This is a genomic window from Paenibacillus provencensis (assembly GCF_042678545.1).
GTDB lineage: Bacteria > Bacillota > Bacilli > Paenibacillales > Paenibacillaceae > Paenibacillus > Paenibacillus provencensis.
In genome coordinates, this window is the sequence record NZ_JBHTKX010000001.1 from 2,164,563 (window position 1) to 2,189,868 (window position 25,306).

The following is a 25,306-nucleotide window of genomic DNA, read 5'->3' on the forward strand; positions in this document are numbered from 1 at the left end:
GGACTTAATGTGTATAATTTTCATAATATGTACATTCACATGAAAATTCAGTCCCATTCTAAGCTCCATATTTTCATAATAGTTTCTTAAATTCAGATAGGTCGAACTTAAGATTTCACAAAAAATGATATGATACTTTAGGAGGAAAAAGCGCGACAAACCGCATTTATTGTCATATTTGACTCAAAAATCGCTTAATCTACCACCCTCATGAAAGAAGAACATTGCACTAAGATGAAAATGTGCAAAATAAAAAGACTCTTTACAGAGAAATCCCTGTAAAGAGTCTTTATTCTACAAAATATACTGACTTAGATCACGATCTTTCGCAATTCCACCAAGCTTCTCTCTTACATATTCCGGCGTTATTGTCATCTTGTCTAAGGTTAGCTCAGGTGCTTCAAAGGACAGGTCCTCCAGCAGCTTCTCCAAGATCGTATGTAGACGACGTGCACCGATATTCTCCGTATTCACATTGACGGACTCAGCGATGTTCGCAATCTCCCGAATTGCTTCTGGAGAGAATTCAATCTCAATATCCTCTGTTTTCAGCAAATCAACATATTGTTTAGTCAGTGCATTTTTGGGTTCCGTCAGAATGGATACAAAATCATCCAAGGATAGACTGCTGAGTTCTACCCGAATCGGGAAGCGCCCCTGAAGCTCTGGAATGAGATCTGACGGCTTTGATACATGGAAAGCACCTGCGGCTATAAACAGGATATAGTCCGTCTTCACGGGTCCGTATTTGGTCATCACCGTCGATCCTTCAACGATAGGAAGAATATCCCTCTGAACGCCCTCACGGGACACATCCGGCCCTGATCCTTGTCCACGGCTTGCCACCTTGTCAATCTCGTCTATAAAAATAATACCGGACTGCTCAGCGCGACGAATCGACTCCTGCGTCACATCATCCATATCGATAAGCTTGCCGGCTTCTTCCTGAATGAGGACTTTACGGGCTTCCTTGATGGGCAGCTTACGTTTCTTTGTGCGTTTAGGCAGGAAGCTGCCGAACATTTCCTGCATATTCATACCCATTTGATCATTGCCTTGACCCGCAAACATATCGAACATATTAGGCGCGTGATCTTCTACATCAATCTCGATCGTATCATTCTCAAGCTGACCGGCCAGCAGCTCAAATTTCACTTTGCGTCTGCGTTCATTAACAGAAGCATCTTGTGCCGGATCTTCCTCTTGCTGTGGCTGCTGATGATTGCCGAACAGCATTTCAAAAGGATTTTTTTGATTCTTCGATTTGCTAGCCGATGGAACAAGGATTTGTACAATACGTTCATTCGCGTTTTCTTCAGCCTTGTCTTTGACCTTTTCCGTCTTTTCCAATTTGACAATTCGGATAGAAGTTTCAATTAAATCCCGAACCATCGATTCAACATCGCGTCCCACGTAACCGACCTCAGTAAATTTGGTAGCTTCTACTTTTACAAATGGAGCACCGACCAGCTTAGCAAGCCGTCTAGCGATTTCAGTCTTACCAACCCCTGTAGGTCCAATCATCAGTATGTTCTTAGGTACAATTTCATCCTGTGCATCTTCCGGCAGCCTGCTACGACGATATCTGTTGCGCAGTGCGACAGCGACCGATTTCTTGGCCTGCTTCTGTCCAACAATATATTTATCCAGCTCAGCGACAATTTGTCTGGGGGTAAAAGCTTCGTTCATTATTTACATACCTCCCTTTATTCTTGTTCCTATTCAGAGTTTACAGTTCTTCGACGATAATATTACTGTTCGTAAACACGCAAATCTCTGAAGCTACAACCAAAGCCTCACGAGCCATATCCTTCGCTTCGAGTTCAGCCGGATGACGCTTCAGTGCTCTTGCAGCTGCAAGAGCATAGTTGCCGCCTGACCCGATGGCCAGAATATCATCATCAGGCTCAATAATCTCCCCGCCTCCAGATATAAGCAACATACCCGTCTTGTCCATTACGATCATTAATGCCTCAAGCTTACGAAGCACACGATCCTGACGCCAATCCTTGGCCAGTTCTACCGCAGCTCTTTGCAGATTGCCATGGTGCTCCTCAAGCTTGCCTTCGAATTTCTCAAAAAGAGTGATTGCATCAGCTACAGAACCAGCAAAGCCTGCCACAACCTGTCCGCGGTACAATCTCCGGACCTTTTTTGCCGTATTTTTCATTACCACGCTTTGACCCATCGTAACCTGTCCATCCCCCGCGATGGCCGCCTTGCCATTATGACGCACGGCACATATCGTAGTCGCATGAAATGTAGTTTGCATAAATTTACCTCCCTTGATTCGTATATTGTAAAAGCCCGGTATGTCGCTGAGAGACTTACCGGGCTTTCCTCAAGATGTCGCTATTGCATGGTGGAGAGACCTTGCTCTTGTTTGAAGCGTCTTATGCTGTCTAACGCACGATTCGCCAGCGCCTCATTTTTTTCCTTCTTATTGCGAATTTTCTGTTCCAGGTTCGGCAATAGGCCAAAGTTGGCATTCATCGGCTGGAAGTGTTTGAAGTCAGCCGTCGTAATATAATGGGCCATACTTCCAAGTGTACTGTCTACAGGCAGCGTGGTCAGGTCTTTGCCTAGAGCCAGATTCGCAGCATTCATACCTGCGATCAGTCCTGAAGCTGCAGACTCCACATAGCCCTCTACACCTGTCATTTGACCCGCAAAGAACAGGTTGTTCCGATTCTTGAACTGATACGTAGGCTCAAGTAATTTGGGGGAGTTAATAAAGGTATTTCGATGCATGACCCCATAACGCACAAATTCCGCATTCTCAAGACCAGGGATCATGCCAAATACACGCTTCTGCTCTCCCCATTTTAGATGAGTTTGGAAGCCTACCAGATTATACAGCGTTCCAGCTGCATTATCCTGACGCAGCTGGACAACTGCATAAGGAAGCTCCCCGGTATGCGGATTAACAAGACCAACCGGCTTCATCGGCCCGAATAGCGCTGTCTGCTTGCCGCGTTTCATCATAACCTCAATCGGCATGCAGCCTTCAAAATAAATCTCTTTCTCAAACTCTTTAAGCTCAGCAACCTCAGCCGCGATCAGAGCATCGTAGAAACGATCAAACTCTTCTTCATTCATCGGACAATTGAGATAAGCGGCTTCCCCCTTATCATAACGGGATGCTAGATAGACTTTACTCATATCAATCGATTCTTTCTCTACAATGGGTGCTGCCGCATCGTAGAAATAGAAGTATTCTTCACCCATCAGATCTTTAATCTGTGCGGACAATGCAGGCGAAGTAAGTGGGCCTGTCGCAATAACGACAATGCCATCCGTTGGAATCTCTTGGATCTCCTCATTCACCACCGTAATCAGCGGATGCTCGTGCAATGTATTCGTGATTTCACCGGAGAACCCATCCCGGTCAACAGCCAGTGCTCCTCCAGCTGGAACAGCGTTACGATCAGCTGAGCCAATCACTAGTGAGTCCATCATTCTCATTTCTTCTTTTAATACACCTACAGCATTCGTTAGTCCATTAGCTCTAAGTGAGTTGCTGCATACCAGTTCAGCAAATTTGTTTGTGTGGTGGGCAGGCGTCTTTACGACGGGTCTCATCTCATACAGCTTCACCGGTACTCCCCGTTTAGCGATCTGCCAAGCGGCCTCACTTCCTGCCAGTCCTGCACCAATTACCGTTACTTGTTGTTTCTCGTTCATATTTACCCCCTCGCTGCATGTATCATGGGGCTCTATATCAAGAGCCCTGGATACAGGAAGCTGCAGCCCGTACTACCGGTTAATCATTTATTTTTATGTTTTAAATTTCGACCGCTTCGTCAGCTTCCTCGACCGGTTCTGTATGATCGCAAGAAGTACACTGCAGTCTTGTGCCCTGTTTGTTTCTCTTCTCTACCATCAGAGAATCACAATTAGGGCAAGGTTTAGCTGAGGGCTTATCCCAGGAGACAAAATCACATTCAGGATATCGGTCACAACCATAGAAGATCCGACCCTTTTTACTCCGACGCTCGACGATCTGTCCTTCCTTGCAAGTCGGACAGGTTACACCGATATTTTTGATAATGGGCTTGGTATTTCGGCAATCCGGGAATCCAGAGCATGCCAAAAACTTACCGAATCGGCCGAACTTATAAACAAGCGGTTTTCCGCATTTTTCGCAGATTTCATCGGAAACCTCATCCTGGATTTCGATCTCGCTCATTTCTTCTTCCGCTACATGCAGTCTCTTCTCGAAGGATTTATAGAACTCTGCCAATATTTTAACCCAATCCTCTGAGCCTTCTTCAACATGGTCCAAATCCTCTTCCATATGGGCAGTAAACTCAACATCTACAATTTCAGGGAAAAATTGCTCCATCTGCTCGTTAATGAGCTCACCAAGCTCTGTCGGAATAAATTTCTTCTCTTCAATCGCGACATATCCACGCTTCTGGATCGTCTCCAGCGTTGGAGCATACGTACTCGGTCTTCCGATGCCCAATTCTTCCATTGTCTTGACAAGTCTTGCTTCTGTATATCGAGGCGGCGGCTGTGTGAAGTGCTGTTTAGGCTCAATTTCTTTATGAATAAGCTTATCCCCGCTCTTAAGCGGTGGCAGCAGCTTCTCTTCATCCGTCGTGCCATCATCGTTACCTTCGACATAAACCTTCATGAAGCCATGAAAGCGTACCTTGGAGCCTGTGGCACGGAAAGAAGCCTCTCCTGCTGCAATATCAACAGACAGGGTATCAAGAATAGCTGAAGCCATCTGGCTCGCCACATATCGTTCCCAGATCAGCTTGTATAGACGGAACTGGTCACGACTTGTAAATGCTTTCACTGAATCCGGATCTCTCAATACGGAGGTTGGCCGAATCGCCTCATGCGCTTCCTGCGCATTCGCATTTTTCTTGGAATATTGTCGGAATGATTCCGGAACGAAGGATTCTCCGTACTTACCTGTGATATATTCTTTGGCTTCTTCCTGAGCAGACTGTGCAATACGAGTAGAGTCTGTTCTCATATAAGTGATCAGACCAACCGTGCCTTCCTTGCCGAGCTCAACTCCTTCATATAGCTGCTGAGCTACAGACATCGTCTTCGCTGCACGGAAATTCAATTTACGAGCCGCTTCCTGCTGCAATGAACTTGTCGTAAAAGGAGCCGAAGGATTGCGCGTTCGCTCTTTCTCTTTGACCTCTGTAACGACATAATCCTTATCTTCAATTTCTTTAAGTATTTCTTTCACTTGCTCTTCATTTCCAAGCTCTGTCTTCTCTCCACGAAGCTGATGGAACTTTGCCTCAAACGGACTTCCGTCAGCTTCCAGTCTCGCCGTAATACTCCAATATTCCTCCGGAACAAATTCGTTGATTTCGTCTTCACGATCCAGAATAATTTTGACAGCTACGGATTGGACTCGTCCGGCAGACAGTCCCTTCTTCACTTTCTTCCATAAAAGCGGACTGATCTTGTAACCTACAAGCCGGTCCAAAATACGTCTTGCCTGCTGTGCGTTCACAAGATCCATGTTGATCTTGCGAGGCGTCTTGAAGGCATCCTTGACTGCTTGCTTCGTTATCTCATTAAATACGACCCGGCAGCTCTCGGTTTGGTCAAGCTCCAGAGCATGAGCCAAATGCCAGGCAATTGCTTCTCCCTCACGATCGGGGTCAGCTGCCAGATATACTTTTTTTACTTTTTTAGATGCGTCTTTAAGTTCTTTAAGCACAGAACCTTTTCCGCGGATCGTAATATATTTAGGATTAAAATCATTTTCCACTTCTACGCCGGTCTGACTCTTCGGCAAATCGCGAACATGACCCATCGAGGCTTTGACAATATATTTGCTACCCAAATACTTACCGATTGTCTTCGCTTTCGACGGGGACTCCACGATGACAAGTGAATCCGCCATAGGTTCATCCTCCTCTCACAATATAACCCTACATGTCACCTATGGCGGATGTAATTCATAGCGCCACAGGAATCTATATTAACTTATATATAGCACCAGGTAATTGCATGATTTGCTTTTTTATGATTAAAGATAACAGAACTGAATGCAAATGTCCAAAATCGAATGGGAGTTTGTAAACCAAATCATCCAGCGTCAATGGTCCTGCCTCCAGCAAATCATATATCATTTGTTCCTCAGAACTCAAGCTCGGCATCATCTTCAGATCTGATTTGCCATCAGCTGCTGCCACTGTCTCCTGAGTTCTCTGTTTCATAAGGTGCGCATATTCTTCAATTATATCTTCTGCACAGGTAACCAGCTTTGCCCCTTGCTTAATCAAATTCAGTGTTCCTTGGCTTTTGGGTGAAGTAATCATACCCGGCACAGCGAACACATCTCTTCCCGCCTCCAGCGCAGCATCCGCTGTAATCAAGGAGCCACTGCGAATATCAGCCTCTACAACCAGCGTTCCGTAGGTAAGTCCGGCAATAATTCGATTTCTTTGCGGAAAGAGCCCGGGACGAGGCTGCATATGGAGCGGATATTCGGTGACAAGCAAGCCTTGCTGCTCAATTTGATCCGCCAGTGAATGATTCTCAATCGGATAAATGTGTGAGAATCCTCCCCCTAAGACAGCAATGGTCGTTCCTCCTGCCTTAAGGGCAGCTTCATGGCAGATACTATCTATTCCTCTGGCAAGACCACTGACAATGGTGTATCCTGCGCTGGAGAGCTCCGAGGCTAGAATCTCCCCTACCTTCTTCCCATAGCCTGAAGGCACACGAGTTCCCACCATAGCTATAGAAGGATGATGAAGCAAGCTCGCTTCTCCTCTTAGATATAGCACTAGAGGTGGGTCTGGAGTTTCCTTCATGAATACAGGATAATCCGCATCAAGGTAAGTTATAAATGGGGTGCGCGCTTTGGATAAGGAATGAAGTTTCTCCTCGATCCATGCTTCGGAGAATCGTGCGTTTAATTTAAGCGCCTGGTCTTTCGTCATACCCGCATGAATCCAGTCCTGAGTTTCGTATTTTAGCATGTCCTTATGTAAATTTCCACTTGAGAGCAGCTTATTTATCGTCTTTCTTCCAATCCCATCAATTTCATGCAGCCCAAGTAATATATAACTAGATTCCAATAGATTAATCCTCCCTGACCCTATAATGAATGAGTAATCTTGTATAAAAAGACAAAAAGCAACCCTTCTGTCGTCATTCGACAAAAAGGTTGCTTACCTCGCTCTTGCAATATGCCTTCATCCACTATTACAGCTATTATAATAGAAGAAAAAATTATTTTAACAGTTAGTGAGTTGTGCAGAGATTAAGAATACCGCGCTCCTCAAGCACACTAACCAGCGTAGATCCCATCTCCGAAGGTGTAGGAGCGACGCGGATTCCGCAGGCTTCGAGTGTTTCGATCTTTTCCTTCGCTGTTCCTTTACCACCCGAGATAATCGCTCCTGCATGGCCCATTCGTTTACCTGGAGGTGCAGTCACACCGCCGATAAAGCCCACTACAGGTTTTGTCATATTATCACGAATCCACTCTGCCGCTTCTTCCTCAGCTGTACCGCCGATCTCACCAATCATGATTACAGCATGTGTGTCAGGATCCTCATTGAAACGTGAGAGAATATCGATAAATTCAGAGCCTTTGACAGGGTCTCCACCGATACCGACCGCAGAGGATTGACCAATTCCGCGTGTTGTCAACTGATGAACCGCCTCATAGGTTAATGTACCGCTTCGGGATACAACGCCAACATGACCCGGCATATGAATGTATCCAGGCATGATACCGATCTTACATTCTCCCGGTGTAATGACACCAGGACAGTTAGGCCCGATCAGAACCGTTTTCTTGCCTTCCATATAACGGGAGACCTTAACCATATCCAGTACCGGGATACCCTCTGTAATACAGATCACAAGATCTAATTCAGCATCAACAGCTTCCATGATAGAATCTGCTGCAAAAGCCGGGGGAACATAAATAACACTAGCTGCAGCTCCGGTCGCTTCTTTAGCTTCCACAACGGTATTATAAACCGGCAGGCTGACGACATTGCCATTCTCAAGTGTAATGTCAACGTTTGTACCGCCCTTACCAGGAGTTACACCGCCTACCATTTGAGTACCGTAATCCAGCGCACCCTTAGCATGGAATTTGGCCGTGGCACCTGTGATTCCTTGTGTAATCACTTTTGTATCTTTATTTACCAAAATACTCACGATCGTTCACATCCCCTACGGTTATTTTCAAATATTCGGGCAGCCCCGAAAAGGAATGAATTATTTAACGAGGGCAACGATTTTTTGTGCACCGTCTGCCATCGAATCCGCTGCTACGATGTTAAGACCGGATTCGGATAATATTTTCTTGCCCAGATCAACGTTCGTTCCTTCAAGTCTTACGACAAGAGGTTTGGTGAGGCCAAGCTGCTTCGCTGCTTCAACAACACCATCAGCAATGACGTCACAGCGCATGATGCCGCCAAAGATGTTGACGAAGATTCCTTCTACCTTAGCATCAGACAGAATAATCTTGAATGCTTCAGTTACTTTCTCTGTTGTAGCACCGCCCCCAACGTCAAGGAAGTTGGCTGGGTCACCACCGTAATACTTGATGATATCCATCGTTGCCATGGCAAGACCCGCACCGTTTACCATACAACCGATGTTACCATCAAGCGCTATGTAGCTCAGGTCATACTTCGATGCTTCGATTTCTTTCTCATCTTCTTCATCTAGATCACGCAAAGCTTGAATGTCTTTGTGACGATATAACGCATTGGAATCAAAATTGAGCTTCGCATCCAGCGCCATAACGTTGCCATCGCCTGTGACAACGAGCGGATTAATCTCGGCAATGGAACAATCTTTGTCAACGAATGCTTCATACAGCGCGAGCATGAACTTCACCGCTTTATTGACCAGTTCACTTGGAATGTTAATTGCATAAGCAAGTCTCCGCGCCTGGAATACCTGGAAACCAACCGCAGGGTCGATGACTTCTTTGAAAATCTTCTCTGGTGTTGCTGCCGCTACCTCTTCAATCTCGGTACCACCTTCTTCAGAAGCCATCATGACAACTCGTCCGGTTCCGCGGTCTACGACAACACCTACGTAATACTCCTTGCGAATATCGCATCCTTCTTCGATAAGAAGACGTTTTACTTCTTTACCTTCAGGGCCTGTTTGATGAGTGACCAGCACTTTACCGAGAATTTCGGAAGCATATGCACGTACTTCATCTGAATTTTTGGCTACTTTTACGCCGCCTGCCTTACCGCGTCCACCTGCGTGGATTTGCGCTTTTATTACAGTCACCTGGCTTCCCAGCGACTCTGCGGCCTCTACCGCTTCCTCTACCGTGTAAGCAACTTTCCCGTTCGGAACGGTAACTCCGTACTGTTTCAGCACTTCTTTTCCTTGATATTCATGGATATTCATTCTCGAATCCTCCTATCAACATGACTGCAACAAGGCGGGTTAAATGACATGTTTCCTTATAAACCCACATCATTGTATCATGTTTTTAAAACGCTTACCTTAAAAATTCATCTCGGAACGAGTGTATTTTGATATCAGTATCATTCCAAATATCGAATACTTGGCAATAAATGTAAAATAAAAAAACCTTCATGGTTAATTAGTTACTTTTAACCAGAAGGCTTCAACTATACACAATTATACTCAGTTTATCTGTTTAACCCCATTCTCAGTTATTACTGCTTACTCTCCACGTTTGCATCGTGAACTTTGGCTAACAGTCCTTTGAATTGATTGAGCATTACACCAAACTGCTCATCATCATCGCTCGTTCCTGAGCGCATCGCAAGCGGAATATGCAGCGCTTCATCATGAAGCCTCGCACCTTCCTCCGTCAACGTAATCATAACCTTTCTTTCGTCGCTCACAGAACGCTCGCGATGAATAAGGCCGGCTGACTGCATTCTCTTGAGCAGCGGAGTCAGCGTGCCTGAGTCCAGATAGAGCTTCTCTCCAATGTCCTTCACCGTACATTCCTTATGCTCCCATAACACCATGAGTACGAGATACTGTGAGTAAGTCACTCCAAGCTTATCGAGAAAAGGCTGATACAGTTTAGTAATCTCTCTAGAGCATGCATATATAGCAAAGCAAAGCTGGTTCTCCAGCTTCAATTCTTCATGAATCGACATAGTACCTCCACCCGCTTATCAGATTATGTTTTAATCAAGTTGTCTTTAATGTTCTTTAGCAGGATAATTCACATTTTCTTCTTATTTTAGCACAGCAATCATAAAAATCTACATTTAATTTATGAAAATTATTTACAATTATATTTTATTATGATAAATTTAATTTTACACAATATATTTTTCGGTATTACTACATTATCATCACTGCGTCCCTATTGACTCCAAAACGTTATCTATCCGTATATACAATTCTCTTGCAGCCTACAGGTTAAGCTTACTGGTATTTAAAGTTGGTACATTTATAACAATAATGTCTTCTATTTCCCTATAAATTGTTGTATGCTGCTGAGAATTTTTATATAGATAATTCCGTATCATTCTTATTTATAAATGAGTTAAGATACGGATTCAGATGAAGATTCTTGAACATCCAGAATGACTTGAAAATGAGGAAGCACCTATTCACACTGACACTCTCAAGATCATGTGACGAGAGCAGCGTAGAATAGGTGCTTTCCTTTTGTGTGGAAATATGCGGGTATGTTTAGTATAGTATAATTACTATATATTAAAATTTTTACTTATGAATAAAAAAGTATATTTCCAAGGAAGTGAAGTGGATTGTGACTCATAAATCTAATGATAATCATCAGAAGAATACTTCAAACGAATCACATGAAAATGTTTCTTTCAATAGTGCGACGGATCATTATCGTAATGTAATGGGTGCTCCTACGAAGAGAGTACATATGAGCAGCTTGCCAAAGCCAATCAAATGGTTCATGTATATTATTTATTTTGTTGCGGGACTAGCAGCTCTATCGATCTTGGCAATTATTATTTATCAGACTATTACTTGATTAAGGTATCGGAATTAAGCTTAGTCTAATCCTAATCTAAGAGGCATGAAAAAAGCTCCCGAGATCATTCTCGACAGCTAATAAACAGCACGACGTTATAGATTACGAATAATCTCAAAATAATATTGAATATATGCTAATCAAAGTGATTAGTATTCCTCCAACGAAAGCTAAAAGGTATCCTAATGTGCTAAAGGAAGTTAGAATCTCAAATAATACAGCGAGAAACATTGCAGGTTTTGCTTCCTGCTCCTTTAATCCCGTTTTAACGACATTATATAAATCTTTGACATAAAAATATCCAATCCAAGTAATGAATATCCCAGCTATAATTCCTATGAGGTCATTTTTTAGCATTTAATAGCGAGTCCTACTTCCCAATTATATTCCGCAATGAATCCATTAAATTTCTTCAATATTTCTAACATAAAAAGCTCGCCAGAGCGATTGCCAAGGTACTGAACAGAACAGTGAAATATAAAAAGCTAAAAGCCTATCAAGGTTTTTTTAAATTAATTTCTTATAGTTTAACTACATAAAATATAGTTGCAATAAAATTCCAGTTTATGTCGTTGGGATTGGGAGGTTGTCATTTTCATAATAACCCTCCATATCTTCTACCCACGATTTTAACCCATGAAGAAAGCTCTCTATATCACTATTCTCCCATTCGTCGGGCTTTAACTTAAAATCATTTGCTAACAAAGAAATAAACTTTGTGAATTGTTCCTTATCCTTTACTTTTTCTAACTCTTAATATAATTCATTTCCACATCTGACTATCTCTTTTGAAGCCCAATTGACTGGTTATTTCTTCAAAGTCCATATTTTCATTGAATCATCTTTCCATACATTAATTCTTTTTAAATAAATCAGTAGGTGATAGAGTACCTGCTTTTAATGCATTTGCATTTCCTGTTACTGTATACTCACCGGTTTTATTTTTAATAGAACTTTGCATATAATGGATGTCTTTAGGATTTAGAGTATTATTCCCCAAACCCTTTGGTTCACTCTTAAATAAACCTTACGGGTCAATATAACTTACTTCATCTGGTTTACAAATTCTGTTTTCATTACTTTGTAGGTGGCTTGTCGTAGAGACAACCTTTCGTGCTAAGAGAGCGACCAATATCGAACGCCCCTAGCAGCTCATCCTTCGTTTGGTTCTTAAATTCACTGCCACGATCCGTATGAAACCATTGAATGTCGCTCAAGTCGCCTTCTACCGTGGCAAAGACACGAGAAATTAAAGGACCTGCACTGTGTCCAATAATTTCTCTATTAAATAAGTCATTGTCCTCCTACAATGTTTATTTGTTAAAAATACTCAATAATAGTTATTTTAACATTAACTCGCCTAAAGCAATCTATCATATTAAAATTAATTCTGTAAACCTATAATTTGGTATATGTTGAAAATGAATCACAAAATGTATTAAAAAACAAAAAGGCTCTAAAGAATTATTTCAATTCTTTAGAGTCCGATGAATCTTAACGAAGAGCCGATCTATTTTGTTTAAATAATATAACCAATGGACTACTAACCTATCTATTTGTAAATAACTTTTTAATTACTAAATCAAGAAGATAATATACAAGTAATCATGGCCTTACTTCAGATATATGAACGGCTTTAGTTTATAATCATTGCTATTATATATACCTAATGCGCTCTTATCATCAAAGTATTTTAATTCAAATTGTATGAGTGTCTAACTCATCCAATAACTTCAAGTATTTATCAAATAATCTTTCAGAATCCTGCAAATTGTGCATTAAATGCTTTCTTTCCTCTTGTACTAGATTTGTTATATAATTCTCGACTTCATAGGTTGTAGGAATAGATTCAACATTTCTTACTATACTGTCTATAACAATTAGGATTGAATTTAAAATCTCTATAAAAACGACTAATGATAACTTTTCATCTATCAGAATTTTTGACTGATAATTTTCGGATAAGGAGCTAACCACAGTTTGACAGAGCTTATTGAGAATATTCGAGTATTTATCATCTATTATTAAACAGTGCCGAATGTCACCTATTGATGATAGCTCCGGCATCAAGTTATGCACGTATTGATTAGTCGAAGTGGTAAAAAGAGCTGCCAGTTTCGTGTACGGTTTACCTATTAAATCCATCTTGCTTTGAATTTTACTTTTTGTGGCTTGATCCTTGTTATCTCTAAAATTAATGAGATCAGACTTTAAATCGACTAGATTATCGTCACTACAAGATAAAGCGAATTCATCTAAATACTTTGTTAATTTAGAGTTTAGCTGTTTAAAATCTTTCATTCGGATTACCACCTCTAAAAAAATTTAATCAGATAAAAACCATAGAAGCAGTGTTTGAACACTGCTTCTACTTATTTCTATTATATTAGAAGAACGAATGACCACCAAATCTGTTCCATGTATGGAAATGGTAATAGTATCCAAATCCAAGACCAAGACCTTCTATTTCAGGGCCAATTGGTTCTTTACCGCCACCAGCTCGCTGAGCAACCTTAGCTGCTCCAGATAAAGTTGTCGACCATACGTCTTTGCCGGTAATTTTAGAATCACCATTAAATGATACCAATCTCGTAGCCGCATTACTCAAGGAAATAGCAGGCCCAATCCATACATCTTGTTGTACTATTTTAGCATAATAATGGTCGTACTCTCTTTTATTTCTCAAGTTCATTGCAATCTCATCTGTTTTTGCAAATTCGACACCATTGAGAAGAATGACAGCAGCAACAAGAAGAAGTGCTTCAATTAGTTTAGCGCCCACTATTTGTACAAGGGGAGCTAAGATTACCATCCTTGGTTGAATCACTGAATCATCATTACTGATAGTTGCTTTCTGTCCTGTTTCCTCATTCTCGTATGTTAAAGTTGCTCCAAACTCTGTTGAATAATCATCGATTGTTAAAGAATATTGTTCTATTAGATTACTATCAGTATCAGTAGATTCAACAGACAATAAGGAGACAGGCGTAAGTTTTGATTCTTCATATGTAGTAAAAGTAGTCTCCAACGTCTCTTTATCTTGAACTAATATACCAACCACACCATCAATCTCAGTTTTCAATCTAATCTCTTGCTCATTATCAACCACAACCTCTACACCATCTAACTCCGTTGTTGTGTTATTATTCTGAGCTTTAACATTAGATGGATTAATCACACCTACACTAACAAGAACAAATACAAGGAATGTTGCCACGAATTTTACGAGATTTCTTTTGAGTAACATTTTATTGGATATCTCCCTTTTTTGTAGTGTGTTTAAAAAAACTAAGCTACCCTCCTTTTCCTCATATATTGTAAACATATACTAAAAATAGTATTTATCAACAATAAAATACAATTTATATTATAATATGGAATTTAATACATATAAAATATTTACATATAAATATTACATATTTCATCCATTATCAAGCTAGTTTAGCTGGCTAAAGAACTAAGGAGTCGATTAAGACATCGCCCCCTAAACACCTCATTGCTCTTGGCCAAGGTGAACTTGCACATAAACCTTATTTATAACCTTCTCTCTATTGTTGTTATATTTGACCATATCTTAACAAAGTGAAGATAAAAATGAGCGTATTCACAACGCTCATTTCAACAGTTATGTAATTAATCGTAACCCTCTATATCAGCTCGAAGTACATCACTCACCTCGAACCATTCTCCATCAACCTTAAATCGTCTAAGCCGGGTATCAACCATTTCAACAACTCCAATTACCCTTCTGTCCTCATATTCATCATATAGTTGAACATTAACAAGTAACCTTTGTTGAAAGGATACTAAAAGAGCACGGTTTACTATCTCTTTCTCCTGATCATCCAAGTAAAATCGATCATTACGATCATGCACACGTTCATGTTCAACGAAAGCCTCTCTATGTTCCGGTAACATCATGCGGCTCGATTCCCAAAACATATTGCTTCCTGGTGCAAGTTTATTCCCTTTCATCCTGATCACCTCAGGATTTATTATAATACGAACATTAGTTCTTATTCCAGATATATTATTTTCCAGAAAGAAATCTTCTAGCACGCAAAAAAGCTGGCCATTTTAAGCCAGCTTCAATTGTTGATCAGTGAAATTTACAAACACTGGATCCCGAAGCTTTCCCGCCCTAGTCCAGTTACGCATTTTAACTTGTGCACCAATAATCGTTCCAGGAAAACAAAATCTTTATTCTCGCCGGTCTTCAGCTTATCGCCTATATGATAAAGCTCTTGCTTATTTTGTGAAGAAACACCAAAGCGGATTAGCCAGTATAAGTCACCTCGCCGTTCGGCTGACGTATGCCAGCTAACCATCCGAACTCCCCTTTACGATAGCCCATGAGGACGACATCGACATAAGTCCAGTTAATTACCTTCAGCCAGTCTGCAGATCGGCGGCCAGCGTAGCCACTATCGAATCGTTTTCCGACCATTCCCTCCATTTGGGTTAGTTCCATCTGCTTGAATAAAGCTTCCCCAGCTCCCTGTACAAATGGTGTCTTGCCCATTCTCGTGTTAGGGAAGGCTATTTCCTGCAGCAGCTCCTTGCGCTCGTGCAGCGGAAGCTTTCGTGTGTCTTTGCCATCATAATGAAGGATATCGAACACTACATAAGTAACTGGCATCGTCTGAGCCATAAGATTGATCTTATCTTCCTTACGAGCTAGGAAGCGTTTCATGACTAATTCGAAGTCTACCCTGCCCGTCTCCGGATCTGCGACAGCTACTTCACCGTCCAGAACAATATCCTTATCGAAGGAGCCTTCCAGTAGCTCAGGGTACTGTCTTAAGCACTCTGTACGGTGCCTGGTATATAGTTTAGTCTTGCCGGCAATTTGGGAATAGATCAACCGATGACCGTCGATTTTTGGTTATCTCCATAATACTGTACAAAAATATATTGCACAAAAATAATTAAGTATTTTCTTTTCATAACAGGACTTTAATAGATTTTGTGAAAAATATTATTGTACATAAATCAACAGAATGATATTATAGAAAACATGACATAACAGATATAACACATTTCGGTAATATTGTACATAAATATAACTTATTGGAGGACAAATGGTCAATTCGCATACGTCAACAATAGCTACTCTACAAAATTATAAATTTATCATGATTCCTGTCTGGATTGATTGGGGGATATTAAGCGACGGCAAAGTCATTAAAAAGCAGTTCGCGGTAATCGGACTTAAAAATCTGGATACAGGCACCCATATCATTCATCCGGTGACAGATTTTATATTACATAACTGGCAGGCAAGAAAATTCAACACTCAAAAGAAGCATGCGTTAAACACCGTGAAATTCCTTAATTACTTACTGCTTAACAGGCGCAGTATGCGTATACACTCACTGTCTGATTTGAAATTGGTGGACGGGAGCAAGTACCTGAATACGCTAACTTCTGAAGGACAATCTAGAGGAACTGTAAAAGATAGCGAAAGGACGCTCACCCATTTTTACCTTTGGTTAATCGGAAAGGGTGTCATTAGCAGCATTGATAGAGGCAGCTTTGTCAAAAAGGAAACAATGCATGGCACAATCTATTATGAATCTCCTTTCCAAGTGATTTATCCAGAACATCAGTCGCCAAATGTGGAGCATGCATTTCCTTCCAAGTACATCCCTCTTCTATTAGAAATCGCTATTCTGGAAGCAACGCCTATCGCGTTAGGGGTTTATATGCAGCTGTTTGGCGGTCTTCGAGTGGGAGAATTGGTCAATTTAAAACGAACTCAAGTGAAAAGACGAATAGCAAATGGGGATTTTCTTTTTGACGTTAAGGACCAAAATTTCCGTCCTGACCTCAAGGATAGTGCGGGCAGCAGCTATGTAAAACGAACCAGGAGTCAAAGAATCTTTCAGATAAAAGATTGGGGCGAATCTCTTTTCAATCAACATATTGAATTATATAAGACGACTGACAATACCAATGCCCTCTTTGTAAATAGGGACGGAAAGGCAATGTCCGGACGGAGTTACCGCCAATATTTCGATAAGTTAAAACGAAGCTTCATCGAATATTTGAAAACGTACGGAGACAGCGAGGATAAGTTGCTTTCCCACCATTTGAGCATGATGAGTTGGTCCACCCATATAGGGAGAGGAACCTTTACAAATATGTTGGCAGAGATAGCTGAAAATCCTTATGATATCGCATTTCCGCGTGGGGATAAAAGCCTCCTTTCCTCCCTATCCTATATGTCCAGGACCGAACGCTTGCGAAACAAGCTGGAACAAAAATTCAATCATATGCATGAAGCATACATCCCAAAACTGATTGAAAACCGCAAAACACAAAAGGAGAAATAACACATTGGAGAACACACCGGAATACCTGACAAAAACTGAACTCGGAAGAGTTTTAAATGTCGCCCATAGCACCGTCATCAGATGGATATCGGAGGGAAAGGTGCCTGTCGTTGAAATCGGTAACAAGTCCCTAATTCCCAAAGAAACTCTCCCTATGATCAAAAAGAACGTTGGGTACATAAACACAGACGAGTACATGCGTCTCGACGAATTCCTTCTTTTCTTTAAAATCAGCCATGAAACCTATTTGAATTGGATTAAAAGGGGTTGGGTCAAGGACAGTGTACGTTATGGAGGTAACACAACCTATATTCCTCTTAGCTCCATTGATGAGATAAAAAAGTTAAGTGGCTATGTAAATGAGGAGGAATATATAAACATTAAACGGTTGAGCTGCATATTGGATGCGAGTCCGGAGAAAATTTTAAGATTCATCAAAAGCGGCTTACTCGTTAATTGCCACCTTTATAAAGATAAATATCTCTTTAAATCCGATTCTATCGTTGAAATTAAACGAAGCATCGGTTATTTCGAAGGCTTTAATCCAAATGAGTATTTAAGGATAAAACAGGCTAAGGAAAAGTTGAATTTGGATTTTGAGTTTCATTATTGGAAAAAGAAAATTCCATACATCCTGCATATGGGAACCCCCTATATACATACGAAGGATTTGCCCCTTATTTATGACCTGATAAAAGAAAAAAAGGATAAACCGGTTCTTGCGGAATATCCGGGGCTTGAAAACTATGTGGACACAAATAAAGCTGCGGAATTATTGGGTATTGGTAAAAGTACGATATCCGTACAAATAAAATCTGGAAAGATTAAGGGTGCTGTAAAAGTTCCGTTTACACGAAATCAAACCAAATGGATGATTCCGATGGAATCTATCGAGGAATATAAGGAACAACGCCGACTTCCTTTAAGTGAGAAAAGAAATGAAGATTCAAAACCAGCCAATTCATTACAACTTAAAATGATAGCCGAAAAGTCCGGGGTGTCAACGCAAACGCTGCAGATAAAGATTAGAAATAAGCAGTTGTTTCCAAATGCCCAAAAGGTTAAAGGAGTCTATTATATATCAATTGAGGACGCAAATACTTTTATTGAGAGCACACGCCATCAGCACTACATTAAAAACGTGGATATCTACACGAACAAGGATGCGCTGGAAGAGCTTTTACACTTCATGTCCGCCTTTCCTTTGCCTTTTCACTTAAAGAAAACGCAGGATTTATATGCAGAATTCTGTAAAATCAAATTGAGTAAATTAAGAGGCGCTCCGAACCATATCCAAACCTTTTTCGGTTACTACCGGTCTGTGTTCGAAATCTTAAGGACCTTGGATAAAAATCTGTACGAGTTGGATGTTGATCTTATCGATTCGATTATGACCGATGAAACGACAAGCGATCATAAAAAGCGGATTTTCAATCATTTTTATGAATATTGTTACTCATTCCATGGTCTACAGGTTCCGAAAAAATATGTGGTTTCTAAAGCGAAAAGCAACGAGGAGAAGGATAAGGAAATTTACTCCCCTGAAGTTTTTTACTCTTACTATCAGTTTGTAAAAAATGCAGCATTGCATTTGCCTAATGCCATTAATGATCAATATTACGCCAACATGTGGGCATTTACAATAATGCATCTTACAGACGTATGGAGGGCTTCAGATATTGTTTATAAAACGCCGAATATTGATATCGCCGCCATCCAGGTTGACTCTTTGAGCTGGTTTGATACAAATGTTTTAACTATTACGCAGTGCCAACAGGTTATTAATCAATTGTACTTGAATTTCCGGTCAATCAGAACGAGTAAGACCAATACGCTGGTCACGTTTTTAGTCGAACCTGAACTGGTGGAGCCATTATCAACTGCGTTAATTATTTCAGAATTGCATAGGCAAAAAAACGGGCAGTCTTTTCTCCTTGAATCCTTCTTCAGAGGAAAAAAATTCAAAACGGTCGCTACATCCGGGAAAGATCGACACCATGACTTTTTTAAATACGAGCCGACCCTTGAGCCCTTTAAAAGCTTGAAGTTTAATAACAGTACGATGACTTACTTGTTTTATAGCATAAGCGATGAGGACGGCAACGATGCAGATGTTGCTCTGGAACTGACTCAAAAGGTAAGGTCCCATAATAAGGCGGAGACCACAGCCATTTATGTCCAAGCCACGAACAAGGATGGTACCTTGAATAAAGTGTCCTCTAACCTATTCAGGAGAGGGCATTTCGGCTGGCTCTTTAATTATTTAATATTGTTGGCTTCTGAAAAGGACGATGTGATCCGAACAATGGAGGAAAAAACAGAGGCAATTTCCACCCTTCGAATCGAATTAGGAAGCCCGATTCACACCGAAAGGTGGGCACAATTTTTACTACAAATTAGGCAAAAGCGAAGTTCTGTAATGAGTAGATTGGCGAATCTGAACAAGGAATCTCTTAAAGAAATGCTTGTAAAGATTTTTAAAGGAGAAATGCCTTCAAAAACTGAAAACGCCCAGTGCATTACTCATCCTGGTTGTGAATACCCGCGATTAAATTCGTGTTATTCATGCCCAAACATCATACCCAAAAATTATTTGTTTATCGAACTGGGTGGAGAATTCGACCGTTTGATTAATTCAATTGAAACCACCCAACATGATGCCGTTCGAAAAAAAGACTCGTATTTCCTTTTGAATTTATTGCTTTTGCTTGACGAAGGAATCAACTTTTTCGGGGAGGATTATGTTGAGGCGTTTATAAAAATACAACATGTACGAAGTAGGCTTAGCCAACTGGCTAACAAAATTTATATTGAATAAGGTGAACAACTTGGAATTAAAACTTTCTCAGGAACTGTTCGGTAACGCTAATGTGAGTGTAGTCGAACAAATTTATTATGATGACAAAGAAAAGGAACGATATTTAAACACATTTTCAGCTTTAAAAGAAAATGGGTATATCGCCGCCGACTCTTTTAATGATCATGTGTGGATTATGCCCTGCCCAATAAAGGCAAACGATTTCCATCTTATATTTGATATCGAAATCTTCAGGGAATTAAACCAAGCTGTTAAAGCTTTTATCACCTTGCGGAGATCATCCGGGGTCAGTCCGCACAAATGTTACGATGAACTCCAATTCCTAAAAAAAGCGATAAGGGAAACCAGTGGCTTTAAAACACTGGACAGGTTGAAGCAAACGATGTTGTCTATGTCGGCACCGCGTGCCTATAACCTTTCGAATGTGTTGAAGAACTTCATCAGTTTCTTTCCCTGCGAGCAAGAAGAGGAAATATTAAGCATTTGTAACACCGCATCCTTTGCAACATATGGAAACAGAGATTTACCGCACTTCAACGATGTACTGATATTCAATGATATCGTAAATGATTTTTTTCTGACGAAGCCAGTCGAGATGACCCTAAAATTTATGCCAATTATGATTTGGTGGCTTATTACGAATATTATACCTCAGCGACCAACAGAGTTTCTTCTAACGAATAAAGACTGCCTGGAACATAAACCAGATGGAAGCATGTGGCTTAAGGTCCCCAGAATCAAGAATGAAAATGACTCACCTGATAGAGTAATTCGTTCTGACTCCATCCAAATCGATCGTAAAACGTATCAAATTATCTCTTCCTATAAATTAAAGCTGATGGAACTTGGCATCGAGGATGACTACCTTTTCCCGCGGGATTTTTACCAATTGTTCCGGAAAAGACCCAAACGTCAAGCATTTAATAGGGTGACACTGTACAATTTTGATCTTCTCCTGCAAGAGTTTTATACCGAGGTAGTTGAAGGTGTATATTCGGAAACAAGTCTTGAAAAAATCAAGCCTGGAGATACCAGGCACTTCGCGATTATCAATATGTTTTTACAAGGATTTAACATGCTTTCCATCGCCAGAATGGCAGGTCATGATGTGATTGCCACACAGGAGAATTACTACTCTCATGCGGAACATTTTTCCCAATCATATGTATACATACTGGCTCAACACATTATGGAACGGAAAATCTCAGATGGGATTCCCGAGGGTTTTATTGGATGGAGGAGAGATGCATACGATCGGGGGAAAATTTACAATGACCAAGATACTCAAAAAATGATAAAAGTAGATTACGGTTATTGCAAAGAGAAAAGCGAAGTCTTCCCTACCACGTGCGTAGAGGATTGCAGGATGTGCAACCATTATGTCTTTAAACCGGACATTGACAAATACGATCAAGGGATAAAATGGCTGCAGGACTATTCCGCCTCCCTTAATCAGCGCATGAATGAGGTGCTTTCAATTATGAAGGAACATTGCAGGTCATTGCACCTACCAGGCCACTCTGGTTCAGAAGAAATTTTAAAGGCAAATTCAATGAATCTGATTAAATACATGAACCAAAAAGCAATGGTCGATTCGAAATTGATGGAGGAAAACAAATATGACTAAAGCACAAGATGGGCGGGCAGGGAAAGGCAGACCTTCCAATTATAGTGATGAGCAGCTTAAAGAAATGGCATTAAGAATTAAAAACAAATTTAAAGGACAAAAACTAACATATCTTTTATTAGAAAAGGAAACCGGGATCGGTAGAAATACATGGAGCCGGCGCATACCGGAAACGATTGATGAATTAAACAAGCCAATCCCAAGGTCTATTGGATTAGCAGAAACTGATGATGTATACTTTCCAAATATTGAACAAATCTTTGAAGTGTACAAAAATGACAAGAACAAAATCATCAACGAGCTTCACTTCATCGAGTCAACTTTCATTGAGCTTTATAAAGAGGCTAAGAGTTTAAAAGAGGAGCTCAATCGGAGAAAAGATGATAGTGAGGAGTTAAAACTGAAAAACGACGAGATACGGCTTTTACGCGACCAAGTAAAACATTATGAACAATTGTACAATGAAAAAATGGTTTCAAGCGCATTCCCTCACCTGCAATCCCAGAACCAGATTAAGGATAATTTGATTCAGTTTGATAAGAAAAACAAGAAACATGTAACTCTTGAAAACTTAGAAACCTTGTTTGAAACGGGCGAAGGACTTATTCACGGGGATACTGATAAAAATCACAACCTGTCAAACATGGAAAACAGGTTTAGCAATATATTTAAAAAGGACCGTTAGGTCCTTTTAACTGTTTTCTTATTGAACGCACCCTATAGTAAGTGCATTACTTCACAAACTTCTAACTAATACAAAAAGGCCGTGACTTACATAAGTCATCGCCCGATTTTACTAATTATTCAATGGAATAATAGTATTCCATTCGGTTCCTAAAATGAGCTACTGTAACTGTTTATACTTCCCCGACCGGAAGTTCAACATTAAATGGTTTTAAATCTTCAGAAGGAAAAGTCGAACAGTAGGATTTGTGTATTTTCCAGCTTATAGTTCTTTATTTTTTCTTCTCCGTTCAAATAGGATGTAGATTGGAAGTGCGCTGTTGATTTATCAATCATTTCTATTTTATTAAATGGAATTCCGTGGTTTTTAGGAGGCCATGGATTTTCCGTAGTTTTTGGTACACTTTATTTTATTTCAGTACGTATGAAGTGCCAGATCCCTACAAAGCTGAATAAGAGGAGTCCTGCAAAAACCGCTATGTAGAGGTCCTGAATTGATTGTGTGAAGCCAACTTGGTTTTCTGGTGTCATAGCGTAGACGGGCTGTGACCAAGGGTAATATTTTCCGTATTTTGAACTAGAAACAAAGATATTCGGAATGATGAACGCAAAATTCAAGGCCACTGGAATCGCAAAATTTTTCGATTGTGTCGCCAGCCAGGTTTGAAGGGCTATCAGGGACAGGATGGCAAACCACCCTCTTAGAAACAACCCTAGAAAATCAAGAAATGGAAACTCACCTGTCACTCCCATGATTTTCCCTAATACAAGGAAATATAAAAACAACACGACATTGGTGATCCCAACCAGCAGCCATCCCCATATCATCTTTGAAATATAAAAGTCTGCTTTGGGAATGGGATAGGATAATAGCTGTTTCCAGCCTCCATTCGCATGTTCAAAACGGCAGAGTATTGCCAGATACACACTTGAAAGTAGTGGGCAGAGAACCATCCCGTATAAAAACTCGACTTGGGTCCAGGCTCCCATCCACCCCACCATTCCATTTTCCTCGAATACATGAATATTAGTAGCATAATTGACGACTCCTATAACGGTAAAAAACAGAGGGACTATCAGGATGACCAGCCAAATTGTAATAAAGTTCTTGAGCTTTAACCAATCGGTCCATAATACATCTTTAAACATACTCCTCCTCCTAATCTACTTCCCTACTGGCAAAATGTATGGATCCAATGATAGTGAGAAACAGGCCAATGCCGATGCTGATCCATACCCACTCCCAATTGAAGATAGGGGTATTTACCATACTGGAAAAATCAGTGATGATATTTTCATTTGAAAGTGTAATTTGATAAGGCAGCACCCATGGAAGATACTGGGTAACCCCTGGCAGTTGGATCAAAAATAAACCCAGGGCTATTCCCACTCCACCCATAATCAGAGGTATTGCCTGGCTATTCAAAACCATGGACATCCATAGCTGAATGCCAATCAGCGCAAAAGAAGTCAGATAGGGAAACATCGTAAAATAAAAGAGACGGGAGGCATTCAATGTATCACTCCCTCCAAACAAAAATCCTAAAAGCCACAATCCCATCATGAGGATTATGCCGGAAAGAAGCACACCCATGGATACCCACAAATATCGTGTCCAATAATAACTCACCTTGGATATTGGCATAGAGAAGATCAGCTTCCACGACCGTGCCTGGTGCTCCAGATTGGCTATATATGAACAAAGAATAGCAGCGGACAGATGAATAATAAAAAAGTTGCTGTAGTAGGTAATCATCCACATGGTACCCCAAATGTTATAGCTTCTCCCTTCTGAAACCTCCTGCTGAATATCCCCTGCATTCAGCAATAAGAGCAAAAGGGTGCCTCCTATTAATACGGCCGGAAACAGCAGGACGATGACCCAAAACCATGAGCGTTTCATTTTGACTAAATCAGATGAAAGTATCGGCCTCATTAAAGACTCTGTCCCCCCCCGGTGAAGTCTAAGAAAATATCTTCAAGCGACTTTTTGATGCCTTCCAGGCGGGAGACCGTAAAACCGGCCTCGACCAAAGCCTTGTTGGCTTCTCCTGCTATGGACTGGGAAGATTCATTTATATATAATGCGCCTTCATCCTGCTTAAAATCTGCATTAATGCCCATTTTTTTAAGGGAAACGGATGCATCAACTGGATTATCGACAGTAATTTTAATCTTAGGTTCACTTTCTTTGCGGAGAACCTCAATAGAATCCTGAAATAGCATCTTTCCGTTTTGGATAATGCCTACTTGAGTGGCCATTAGTTCAATTTCGCTGAGCAAATGACTCGAAACTAGAACTGTCATTCCATATTTTGAAGGCATTTCTTTAATTAGCTCACGTATTTCGTGAATCCCTGCAGGGTCAAGGCCGTTGGTAGGTTCATCTAGAATTAAGAGTTGAGGGCTGTTCAGCAGAGCCGTGGCAATGCCCAGCCTCTGCTTCATGCCCAGGGAGTAGTTCTTTACTTTTTTATCCTTCGCCCCTTCAAGCCGGACAATTTTAAGCACCTCCCCTACTCTGCATGCATCTTCTATTCGCAGCAGTCGTCTGGCAGCTTCAAGGTTTTCATAGCCGCTAAGGTGGCCGTAATAGGTCGGCGTTTCTACAAGGGAGCCGATTTTGCCTAAAATTGAGAGGCGCTCCTTCTTTAAATCCTGGCCGAATACCTTCACTTCACCCGTTGAAGGACGTATTAGGCCGAGCAGCATGCGGATCGTCGTTGTTTTCCCTGCGCCGTTTGGACCTAAAAAACCATAAATCTCTCCTTGGTTGACTTTCAAATTTAATGAATCTACAACTTTATTATTTTTGTAGGTTTTCGTTAAATCGTGTGTATTAATAATGAATGAGCTCATTTCGCATC

General features: G+C 40.8%; 20 protein-coding genes and 2 pseudogenes. 5 read left to right on the forward strand and 17 right to left on the reverse strand.

Going from position 1 to position 25,306, the window contains the following annotated elements:
• Nucleotides 1-294: 294 nt before the first annotated feature.
• From hslU to ACFQ3J_RS10400, 8 genes are all read right to left on the reverse strand, one after another.
• On the reverse strand, nucleotides 295-1,689 hold the full coding sequence (hslU, locus tag ACFQ3J_RS10365) for an ATP-dependent protease ATPase subunit HslU (RefSeq protein WP_170862370.1): 1,395 nt from the start codon (nucleotides 1,687-1,689) through the stop codon (nucleotides 295-297).
• Between the two features lie 40 nt (nucleotides 1,690-1,729).
• Complete coding sequence (hslV, locus tag ACFQ3J_RS10370; protein WP_091155111.1) at nucleotides 1,730-2,272, reverse strand: ATP-dependent protease subunit HslV; 543 nt, start codon at nucleotides 2,270-2,272, stop codon at nucleotides 1,730-1,732.
• Nucleotides 2,273-2,352: 80 nt separating this feature from the next.
• Complete coding sequence (gene trmFO / locus ACFQ3J_RS10375) at nucleotides 2,353-3,684, reverse strand: FADH(2)-oxidizing methylenetetrahydrofolate--tRNA-(uracil(54)-C(5))-methyltransferase TrmFO (RefSeq protein WP_251583204.1); 1,332 nt, start codon at nucleotides 3,682-3,684, stop codon at nucleotides 2,353-2,355.
• Nucleotides 3,685-3,784: 100 nt separating this feature from the next.
• Entirely contained in the window at nucleotides 3,785-5,884 is a 2,100-nt protein-coding gene (topA, locus tag ACFQ3J_RS10380) for a type I DNA topoisomerase (RefSeq protein ID WP_091155108.1), read from the reverse strand.
• A 73-nt stretch (nucleotides 5,885-5,957) separates the two neighbouring features.
• Nucleotides 5,958-7,067, reverse strand: coding sequence for a DNA-processing protein DprA (gene dprA, locus ACFQ3J_RS10385; RefSeq protein ID WP_251583203.1), 1,110 nt, complete (start codon nucleotides 7,065-7,067; stop codon nucleotides 5,958-5,960).
• A gap of 166 nt (nucleotides 7,068-7,233) precedes the next feature.
• A complete protein-coding gene (gene sucD / locus ACFQ3J_RS10390; protein ID WP_091155106.1) occupies nucleotides 7,234-8,163 on the reverse strand; it encodes a succinate--CoA ligase subunit alpha in 930 nt (309 codons plus the stop codon).
• A 60-nt stretch (nucleotides 8,164-8,223) separates the two neighbouring features.
• The gene (gene sucC, locus ACFQ3J_RS10395) at nucleotides 8,224-9,384 is read right to left on the reverse strand and encodes an ADP-forming succinate--CoA ligase subunit beta (RefSeq protein WP_251583202.1); all 1,161 of its coding nucleotides are present in this window, start codon (nucleotides 9,382-9,384) and stop codon (nucleotides 8,224-8,226) included.
• 275 nt (nucleotides 9,385-9,659) lie between these two features.
• Nucleotides 9,660-10,115: a MarR family winged helix-turn-helix transcriptional regulator gene (locus ACFQ3J_RS10400; protein WP_091155098.1), complete on the reverse strand. Its 456-nt coding sequence runs from the start codon at nucleotides 10,113-10,115 to the stop codon at nucleotides 9,660-9,662.
• A 623-nt stretch (nucleotides 10,116-10,738) separates the two neighbouring features.
• Between ACFQ3J_RS10400 and ACFQ3J_RS10405 the strand changes: the two genes are divergently transcribed.
• Nucleotides 10,739-10,975, forward strand: coding sequence for a hypothetical protein (locus ACFQ3J_RS10405; protein ID WP_091155095.1), 237 nt, complete (start codon nucleotides 10,739-10,741; stop codon nucleotides 10,973-10,975).
• 564 nt (nucleotides 10,976-11,539) lie between these two features.
• Here ACFQ3J_RS10405 and ACFQ3J_RS27085 read toward each other — a convergent pair.
• From ACFQ3J_RS27085 to ACFQ3J_RS10430, 6 genes and pseudogenes are all read right to left on the reverse strand, one after another.
• A pseudogene (locus tag ACFQ3J_RS27085) lies at nucleotides 11,540-11,695 on the reverse strand (DUF7660 family protein); the annotation flags it as partial.
• Between the two features lie 333 nt (nucleotides 11,696-12,028).
• Nucleotides 12,029-12,174: pseudogene (locus tag ACFQ3J_RS10410) on the reverse strand (IS3 family transposase); the annotation flags it as partial.
• 499 nt (nucleotides 12,175-12,673) lie between these two features.
• A complete protein-coding gene (locus ACFQ3J_RS10415) occupies nucleotides 12,674-13,276 on the reverse strand; it encodes a hypothetical protein (protein WP_251583201.1) in 603 nt (200 codons plus the stop codon).
• A gap of 85 nt (nucleotides 13,277-13,361) precedes the next feature.
• On the reverse strand, nucleotides 13,362-14,222 hold the full coding sequence (locus tag ACFQ3J_RS10420; protein WP_251583200.1) for a hypothetical protein: 861 nt from the start codon (nucleotides 14,220-14,222) through the stop codon (nucleotides 13,362-13,364).
• Nucleotides 14,223-14,608: 386 nt separating this feature from the next.
• On the reverse strand, nucleotides 14,609-14,950 hold the full coding sequence (locus ACFQ3J_RS10425) for a YolD-like family protein (protein ID WP_251583199.1): 342 nt from the start codon (nucleotides 14,948-14,950) through the stop codon (nucleotides 14,609-14,611).
• Between the two features lie 301 nt (nucleotides 14,951-15,251).
• Entirely contained in the window at nucleotides 15,252-15,854 is a 603-nt protein-coding gene (locus ACFQ3J_RS10430) for an ATP-dependent DNA ligase (protein ID WP_379293305.1), read from the reverse strand.
• Nucleotides 15,855-16,056: 202 nt separating this feature from the next.
• On the opposite strand from ACFQ3J_RS10430, the gene ACFQ3J_RS10435 reads away from it, so the two are divergent.
• Genes ACFQ3J_RS10435 through ACFQ3J_RS10450 form a run of 4 tightly spaced genes read left to right on the forward strand, consistent with a single transcriptional unit; the run spans nucleotide 16,057 to nucleotide 22,440 of the window.
• Nucleotides 16,057-17,310, forward strand: a complete 1,254-nt coding sequence (locus ACFQ3J_RS10435) for a hypothetical protein (protein ID WP_251585031.1) — start codon at nucleotides 16,057-16,059, stop codon at nucleotides 17,308-17,310.
• A 4-nt stretch (nucleotides 17,311-17,314) separates the two neighbouring features.
• Entirely contained in the window at nucleotides 17,315-20,128 is a 2,814-nt protein-coding gene (locus ACFQ3J_RS10440) for a helix-turn-helix domain-containing protein (protein ID WP_251585033.1), read from the forward strand.
• Between the two features lies 1 nt (nucleotide 20,129).
• Nucleotides 20,130-21,755, forward strand: coding sequence for a hypothetical protein (locus tag ACFQ3J_RS10445; protein WP_379293307.1), 1,626 nt, complete (start codon nucleotides 20,130-20,132; stop codon nucleotides 21,753-21,755).
• Nucleotides 21,748-22,440: a hypothetical protein gene (locus ACFQ3J_RS10450; RefSeq protein WP_251585037.1), complete on the forward strand. Its 693-nt coding sequence runs from the start codon at nucleotides 21,748-21,750 to the stop codon at nucleotides 22,438-22,440. The genes ACFQ3J_RS10445 and ACFQ3J_RS10450 overlap by 8 nt, the downstream gene beginning before the upstream one ends.
• A 404-nt stretch (nucleotides 22,441-22,844) precedes the next feature.
• Here ACFQ3J_RS10450 and ACFQ3J_RS10455 read toward each other — a convergent pair whose 3' ends face one another.
• The 3 genes from ACFQ3J_RS10455 to ACFQ3J_RS10465 are packed head-to-tail and all read right to left on the reverse strand — an operon-like array spanning nucleotide 22,845 to nucleotide 25,298.
• Nucleotides 22,845-23,588 (reverse strand): ABC transporter permease, encoded by a 744-nt coding sequence (locus ACFQ3J_RS10455; protein WP_251585039.1) that lies wholly within the window; start codon nucleotides 23,586-23,588, stop codon nucleotides 22,845-22,847.
• A 10-nt stretch (nucleotides 23,589-23,598) separates the two neighbouring features.
• The gene (locus ACFQ3J_RS10460; protein ID WP_285850485.1) at nucleotides 23,599-24,375 is read right to left on the reverse strand and encodes an ABC transporter permease; all 777 of its coding nucleotides are present in this window, start codon (nucleotides 24,373-24,375) and stop codon (nucleotides 23,599-23,601) included.
• Nucleotides 24,375-25,298 carry an ABC transporter ATP-binding protein gene (locus ACFQ3J_RS10465; protein ID WP_251585041.1) on the reverse strand — a complete coding sequence of 308 codons (924 nt, stop codon included), beginning with the start codon at nucleotides 25,296-25,298 and terminating at the stop codon, nucleotides 24,375-24,377. Before ACFQ3J_RS10465 ends, ACFQ3J_RS10460 begins: the two co-directional genes overlap by 1 nt.
• Nucleotides 25,299-25,306: the final 8 nt, after the last annotated feature.